General features: G+C 64.9%; 7 protein-coding genes. 4 read left to right on the top strand and 3 right to left on the bottom strand.

The window, feature by feature from the left end; all coding sequences use genetic code 11:
* The first annotated feature begins 178 nt into the window (after nucleotides 1-178).
* The 4 genes from ABD808_RS20425 (at nucleotide 179) to ABD808_RS20410 (ending at nucleotide 4731) form a co-directional block, all read left to right on the top strand.
* The gene (locus ABD808_RS20425; protein ID WP_344898993.1) at nucleotides 179-742 is read left to right on the top strand and encodes a hypothetical protein; all 564 of its coding nucleotides are present in this window, start codon (nucleotides 179-181) and stop codon (nucleotides 740-742) included.
* 24 nt (nucleotides 743-766) lie between these two features.
* The gene (locus ABD808_RS20420; protein ID WP_344898991.1) at nucleotides 767-1879 is read left to right on the top strand and encodes a hypothetical protein; all 1113 of its coding nucleotides are present in this window, start codon (nucleotides 767-769) and stop codon (nucleotides 1877-1879) included.
* 87 nt (nucleotides 1880-1966) lie between these two features.
* Nucleotides 1967-3265, top strand: coding sequence for a S8 family serine peptidase (locus ABD808_RS20415; protein ID WP_344898989.1), 1299 nt, complete (start codon nucleotides 1967-1969; stop codon nucleotides 3263-3265).
* Between the two features lie 206 nt (nucleotides 3266-3471).
* A complete protein-coding gene (locus ABD808_RS20410; protein WP_344898987.1) occupies nucleotides 3472-4731 on the top strand; it encodes a S8 family serine peptidase in 1260 nt (419 codons plus the stop codon).
* A gap of 169 nt (nucleotides 4732-4900) precedes the next feature.
* Here the strand turns inward: ABD808_RS20410 and ABD808_RS20405 are convergent, their stop codons facing one another.
* The 3 genes from ABD808_RS20405 to ABD808_RS20395 form a co-directional block, all read right to left on the bottom strand.
* Nucleotides 4901-5332 (bottom strand): hypothetical protein, encoded by a 432-nt coding sequence (locus ABD808_RS20405; RefSeq protein WP_344898985.1) that lies wholly within the window; start codon nucleotides 5330-5332, stop codon nucleotides 4901-4903.
* Between the two features lie 332 nt (nucleotides 5333-5664).
* Nucleotides 5665-6636, bottom strand: a complete 972-nt coding sequence (locus tag ABD808_RS20400) for a hypothetical protein (RefSeq protein ID WP_344898983.1) — start codon at nucleotides 6634-6636, stop codon at nucleotides 5665-5667.
* On the bottom strand, nucleotides 6636-7118 hold the full coding sequence (locus tag ABD808_RS20395; protein WP_344898981.1) for a hypothetical protein: 483 nt from the start codon (nucleotides 7116-7118) through the stop codon (nucleotides 6636-6638). The genes ABD808_RS20400 and ABD808_RS20395 overlap by 1 nt, the downstream gene beginning before the upstream one ends.
* Nucleotides 7119-7130: the final 12 nt, after the last annotated feature.

Here is a 7130-nt window from a genome sequence, read left to right as displayed (position 1 = left end):
GTCGTGATCGGCGACGCGCACAGCAACTACAGCGGCGCCGAGCGAGCCAACCAGAACATCTGGGCTGGCTGACCTACGCCGATCCGTGAGGTCCGGCAACGTCGTGCGGGCCCGCCATGGGCCCGCACGACGCCAGGCATGCCGGTGGACGACAGATGCTTCGCTGGGAGGACGAACGGTGACCGATTACTACCTGACAGACGCAGAGCTCAAGCACGTCAAGGTTCTCCCGCAGTCTGGCCAGACGGGGATGACTCGAGAGCAGTGGGACCTGCTCTCGTCCGAATCGCAGCGGAAGCTGTACTACGAGTACAGTGCGGGCGCTCACCCGACGAAATGGGACGACAAGACCAACGCTCTTCCGCGCGCCCACGAGCCCGAACGAGGCAAATGGGATGCAACAGCCGGAAAGGGCTACGAGGTAGATCCTGCGGAGCTCCGGAAGCTCGCCAGGGACATGAAGTACAAGCTAGACATGTGGAAGAGCAAGCTCAACGCGGTCGGTACCATCTCGATAACGACGAGTGACTTCGGCGACGCCCAGGGCGCGGAGGCGTTCGTAGGGGTCGTGAATGCGAGCAAGGCTGGCTTCCACGCCTATATCGTTGCTATCGAAGGCGCCTACACGGGTGTGATCAAAAAGTTAATGGCGACTGCGGATCAATACGATGAGGCCCACGGTAAGACCAAAAAGCAAGTGGACGGCGTCGAGCCCATGACCGGTAAACCGAGTATCGGCTGATCGCCACTCTCGGCAGGAGGGCCGATGGGAACGAACATTGAGCGGTTAGCGATCAGAGACGGGATGAGTTTCGGGACCTACGACGTCAGTGGCATGAGCCACGAAGATGTCAAGAACAAGTTGAAGAGCTTGAAGCCGGAAAAAGTCGGCCACGCGTCAACCGCCTATAAGGACGCTGCGGATGTCCTGGCCGAAATGAGCAGCGAACTCCGCAACAACTTCGCCAAGCGGATCATCAAGCACTGGCAGGGGGACGTCGCGCAGCAGGCCCTTGACCAGCTCGGGCAGGTACACGACACGTCCGTGAAGCTCTCAGATGGCAGTCACAAGAACGCCACTCTCTACGCCTGGTACAAGCATAATGTTCTCGACTGGTACAAGACGACCGGCGAGACCATGACAGATGGATATATCCATACCGGTGGGGACGACGACAATGCCCGCGAGTTGATGAAAAGGTTCAACTTGCGGATGAAGGAGGCGTTCGAGGGGCACCCGCTCAGTATCGAGAAAGATCTTCCCGATATGCAGGGTGCGGGTCGTAAACGCCCCGGCGGCGGCCCGGGAGGCGGCGCCGGCGGTGGCTCGGGAGGTGGCCCTGGAGGTGGCAAGATCGATACCGGGTCGGGCTTTCCGGGCAGCGATGGAGCTGGTTCATTCCCCGGTGGCGCGGGCGGTAGCACGGGGCCGCTTGATCCTGGGCGCGCGAACTCCTGGGCCCCGGGTGCTCCCGGCGATGGCGTTCCAGGCGGCGGGAGTTCCGGTGACGGGTCGCTTAGCGGAACTCCCGGTTCTGACCTGTCGAACTTCCCGGGCGGAGGCGGCGGTGCTCTGCCTGGAGGCGGGGCTGCTGGTGGCGGCTTTGGTGCTGATCCTGGCGGCTTGGGCGGCAACTCCGCAGGCCCGGGTGCAGGGGCCGGATTCGGCTCTAGCGGTGTCGCCGGTCCTGGCGGCGGCGTGAGCGCGGCCGGACGCGGTGTCGGTATGCACGGTGGTCCCGTGAGCGGCATGCCAATGGGCATGGGCGGGGGCAACCAGGGTGGCGAGGGCGAAGAGCGCGAGCGCGAAACCTGGCTGTCCGAGGACGAGGCTCCCTGGGGTGGCGATGAGGACACGGCTCCCCCAGTGATCGGCTGAACTCATAGTGAACGCGGCGCTCGTACCTGGCCGAAGGTTTTCGCCTCCGGCTAGGACTGCTGCGACTGACCAGGGAGTGTGCGACGGATGCGGTGGCTGCTGAGAGTAGGGGCAACGGTAACAGCGATCGGTTTGGCGGCGGCCCCAGTCGTCCCCGCGCACGCTGCCCCGGGACTCTCGGACCGGCAATGGTGGTTCGGCTCCTGGAACATTCAGGAGAAGGTGTGGCCCCTCACCAAAGGCAAGGGCGTGACGGTCGCCGTAATCGACACAGGTGTCAATGCTCGGGTGCCTGATCTGGAGGCCGCCGTGTTGCCGGGTGCGGACATGACTGGCAGGGGTGGTGACGGCAGAGAGGACAACGACAGGTACAAGGGCGGTCATGGCACAGGCATGGCGAGCCTCATCGCCTCGCGGGGCACCAGCTCAGGGTTCTACGGCATCGCGCCGGAGGCAATGATCTTGCCGATCGCCGCCCCGGTGGTGAGTCCCCCGGTGACGAGCAATTCCATACGTTATGCCGTTGATCATGGCGCTAAGGTCGTCAACATCTCTCTTGGCCTGCCGGGTAGTGACGTTTTCCCGAACCAGTGCCCGCCGCAGCTCCTTGATGCGGTCAAGTACGCCGACAGCAAGGACGTGGTGGTTGTCGCCAGCGCGGGCGACGAAGGCGACACCGTTAACAGCCCTGACTATCCGGGATCTTGCCCGGGTGTTCTCGCTGTCGGGGCGCTGGCCCGTGACAGTAAGCCTTGGGTGTCGACGCAACGTCAGAGTTATGTAACGGTGGGCGCCCCAGGCCAGGACGTCGGCTGGATTAACAAGACCGGTCAGGTGTTCGACACTGGTGAAGGGACGAGTCAGGCGGCCGCCTTGACGGCCGGGGCCGCGGCTCTGTTGCGGAGCCACGATCCGGAGTTGTCTGCCCGACAAGTCGTGCAACGTCTGACCGCGACCGCGAGGGACTTTGGCCCCCCTGGCAGGGACGTCATGTTGGGCTACGGCGTCATCAGCATCTCGCGAGCGCTTACACAGAACGTCCCGGAGGATGCGCCCAATCCCGTGTACGAGCGGCTCGACAAGGCCACAGCGAGCAAGGCCGGTGATGGCGCTACGAAACCGGCCGCCGTGGAACAGGACGACTCAGGCGGTTTCCCGGTGCTGGTTGTCGCCGGGGTCGTGGTCGCGCTGCTCGTCCTGGGTGGGGGCGCGTTCCTGCTCCTGAGACGCCGAAACTCAGCGATGCCGACTGGGCCGATGGGGCCGATGCCGTCCCCGCCGCAGCAGTTCGGGAGGCCGCAGCAGTCGCCGTACCAACACGGCTCGCAGATGCAGCCCCCGCAGTATCCCCCCGGAGGGCCGCACAACCCGCCTCCAGGACGCTGACGGTCGGAGGTGCCGGCCTTTGGCGTGGCTGGCCTGAAGCCGCTGCGCATGGGACGACGCAGGACGCCATCTCTGCGGAAAGGCTGGTCGGCGCCGACGACACCGCTCCACCGGTGATCGGCCAAGTGCGGGCGGTCGGCGGACTCGGTCTCTCGCTGTTCGGATCGGTGTAACTGGTTCGTGACTGACTAGGGAGTGTGCGACAGGTGCGGTGGCTGGTTCGGACGGCTGCGCTTGAGGCAGCGATCGGCTTGGCGGTGGTCGGGGTCGCTCCAGTCCATGCTGCTCCGGGGCCTTCGGCTCAGCAATGGTGGTTTGACTCCTGGAGCATTCAGAAGAAGGTGTGGCCGCTCACCAAGGGTAAAGGCGTGACGGTCGACGTTATCGACACAGGGGTCAATGCCAAGTTGCCCGACCTGAAGCCCGCCGTGTTGCCGGGTGGCGACATGACGGGCTACGGCGGCGACGGCAGAGAGGACTATGACACCCACCAGGACGGTCATGGCACCGGCATGGCGAGTCTGATCGCCTCGCGGGGCACCAACTCAGGGTTCTACGGGATTGCCCCAGAAGCCATGATTCTTCCGATCGCGTCTCCCTCTCTGAGCGGTCCGATGACGGGGAAGGCGGTCCGCTTCGCTGTTGATCACGGCGCCAAGGTCATTAACATCTCCCAAGCCAGTGAATCCGCCAACCTCTATCCGAACCAGTGCCCTCCCCAACTGCTCGACGCGATCAAGTACGCGGCGGCCAAGGATGTCGTGATTGTTGCAGGGGCGGGCAACTCGGGCGATTTCAATAATCAGCCTGCCTATCCGGCGTCATGCCCAGGAGTCCTCGCCGGCGGGGCGCTCGCCCACAACGGAGAACCCTGGGAATCGACGCAGAAGCAGAGCTACGTCACAGTGGGTGCGCCTGGACAAGACGTCGGCTGGATCAACAAGCGCGGTCACGTTTTCGATGCTGGTGAGGGGACGAGCCAGGCGTCCGCGCTGGCGGCCGGGGCCGCCGCGCTGTTGCGCAGTTATGATCCGAAGCTGTCGGCTCGGCAGGTTGTGCAGCGTCTGATCGCGACCGCGAAGGACTTCGGCCCGCCTGGCAAAGACCACATGTTGGGTTACGGCGTCATTAGGATCCCGCGTGCTCTCACGCAGGACGTCCCGGCGAACGCTCCCAACCCGGTGTATGAGCGGCTCGACAAGGTCGCGGGCAGTGCGACCGGAGGCGGCGCGACGAAACCGGCTGCTGCCGCGGAGGGGGACGATTCCAGTGGCTTTCCAGTCTTGATTGTCGCCGGTGGTGTGGTCGTACTGCTCGTCTTGGGCGGTGTCGTGTTCCTCTTGCTTCTTCGGCGCCGGAGTCCGACACCGCCGTCTGGGCCGATAGGGCCGATGTCGTCGCCGCAGCCGTTCGGGGCACGCGGAGTGGACCGCAGTAGTCGCCGTACCAGCATGGCGCGCCGATGAGGCCCCAATACCCTCCGGCTGGTGGCCCGCCCGGAGGGCCGCAGAATCCACTGCCCAGACGCTGACGATCAGATGTGTTGGAGGCCTACCATGCCGCCCTCCGGTGCGCCCCTGCTGCCGTTGTTGTGACACCCGTGTGGACCACTGGCTTCCGGCCCGTGTGTGCTTCTCAGTGCTCGCGGGGGTCGAGGGTGAGGGTGCGCATGACCCGGTTCAGCCGCGAATCCTTGTAGGTGTCAAGGCAGGTTGGGCGCTCGGTGATACCGGCGTCGCCGTCCAGCCATCGGACGTATCGGGGCAGCATCCACCTGGGGGGATGCACGTAGACGACGATGGAGGTGAGCCCGAGGAGGCCGGCGACCAGCGCGAGAAACGCGACCACGGCGCCGGGGACGTGCGAAGCGATGACGAACGTCATCACGATGAGCAGCGCGGACGCCGCGAACCATGTGCCGGAAAGGGGTGTGTACGGCCAGTGGAAGAAGGTGTCATTCCCGTGCCAGGAATGCCAGCGGCCACGGTATGCGGCGATACCGAGCAGAAGTATCCCGAGGAGGCCGGGCAGGAAAACGGCTGCGGCGATGATGAGACCGGGAGACACGTGGCACCTCATTCGATCCGAACGAGGCGAGCATAGTGCTACCGGCACATAGGCGCATGTGCTCCAGCTCGGCCCTCGTTCAGTTGACGTTCCGGCGGTCGTCCGAGGTGATCATCCGCGTGACTGGATTGACCCGTGAATGCTTACGCACCTCGAAACACAGAGAGGATCGGTGACCTTCTCGCCACCCTCAAGCCTTGGGTGGGATCTGCCCGGGGCGGATACCACGGGCACCTCAGCCACGACCCATGTGGGGAGCAGGGCATTCGGGAAATCCCAGATGGTCCCTGTGTGCGCCGTCGGCGGGAGGGAAACGGCGAGCCAGGCCGTGACTACTCGCGGGTGGGCTGGGTGTCGTCCACGTACTTTCGGCCCGGGTCGGGTTCTCCGTTCTCGCCGCTGCCGTACTCGCCGCCCTTGAGGCCGAACGCCCCGGCGAGTTTTTCTCCGCCCGACACGAGGACGGGTCCGCCGTTCCTGGTGTCGACGGCGCCGAGGCCCGTGGCTCCCCGTTCGAGTCCGGTGAGCGGCGCGATGCGACTCGCCTGCGGAATGCCCGTCCATGTGCCGACCGGGACTTCGCCCATCAGCCTTCCGGTGAACTTCTGTTCCAGGTAGCCGAGAGTCCCCTTGATCATGTCGTCGAGGCCGTTGACCGTCGCCTGGCCGAAGGTCCTGCCGACGTCGTCGTTGCCGTGGCCCCACTGCCACGCCATGTTGCCGGCCAGGGCGAGAGAGTAGATCCCCGCGGTGGCACCGAAGGTGATCGTGAGCACCTTCGAGCCCATGCTGAGGATCCGGTAGGCCATGCTGGCGAACTGGTTCGCCTGCGCCTCCATCTCCAGGGCCGCCGGTGCCCCGATGATGCTGCCGGCCGCGATGGAGATCGCCGCCGCGAAGATCGCGAGCAGGGAGACGATGACGAACATCAGGAAGATGAACACGCCGATCATGACGGCGAGGATCCACAGCGAGATGGCGACCGCCCATGCCATGGCGATGGCGGCGTCGAGCTGCTGACCGTATTCCTTGATGCGCTTCTCGAAGGCCGTGCGGTCGTCACCTTGCCAGGCCATCTGCTGGACGCCGTGAGTCAGCGAATCCAGTTCGTCCTTGGCCTTCTGGAGTTCGTCGATCGTTTCCTTCCAGCCGTCCGCGGCGTCCCAGATCTTCTGGGGGTCGCCCTGGGCCTGGTACACGATCTGGTTCATCGGAATCGCGGCGGGGATCACGATGGAGGCGAAGATGCACTCGTACATCGACGCTTCGGCCAAGCCTTTGCAGGCCGCGAGTGGGCCGGACATCACTGACCTCCGCTGAGCGTCGACTTCCGATCGGCCTCGTCCTGGTTCATGGCCGCCTTGTGCAGGCGGTCATTGAAGTCCATGAGCAGCTTCTCCTTGTTGATCAGGTCCTGGTCGGCGAACTCGATCACCTCTGTGTACGCCATCGCGCAGGAGAAGCCGAAGGTGGTGAAGGCGTCGGGCTGAGCGTCGCGAGGCTTGACGTTCAGCTTGTACCGGGCGTTCTTGAGGATCGCGCCCACGTCCTTCTCGATGGCGTCTCCGAGCTTCTTCAGACTCTCGGGATGGAAATGGACTTCACCGCTGCCTTTGGCGCCGGGTGGCGACGTCGGGGGCGCGGCGCCGGGAGAGGGCGAGGGGGTGCCGCCGCCGGACGGCGTTCCGGAAGGAGCGGGAGGCGTGGCGGAAGGAGCGGGAGTCGGGGACGGGTCGGCGGCCGGAGTCGGGGAGTTGAGGATGTTGTTGATCTTGTTGTGGCCCACGGCGTTTCTCCT

The organism is Actinomadura meridiana (assembly GCF_039537545.1).
GTDB lineage: Bacteria > Actinomycetota > Actinomycetes > Streptosporangiales > Streptosporangiaceae > Spirillospora > Spirillospora meridiana.
The sequence above is the reverse complement of the archived record's forward strand: the minus strand, read 5'-3'. Positions and strand labels throughout refer to the sequence as shown.

What these genes read in the sequence shown, in the direction of transcription:
- ABD808_RS20400 (WP_344898983.1), bottom strand. Translation starts at nt 6,636, where the DNA reads ATGTCCGGCCCACTCGCGGCCTGCAAAGGCTTGGCCGAAGCGTCGATG.
- ABD808_RS20415 (WP_344898989.1), top strand. Translation starts at nt 1,967, where the DNA reads ATGCGGTGGCTGCTGAGAGTAGGGGCAACGGTAACAGCGATCGGTTTG.
- ABD808_RS20420 (WP_344898991.1), top strand. Translation starts at nt 767, where the DNA reads ATGGGAACGAACATTGAGCGGTTAGCGATCAGAGACGGGATGAGTTTC.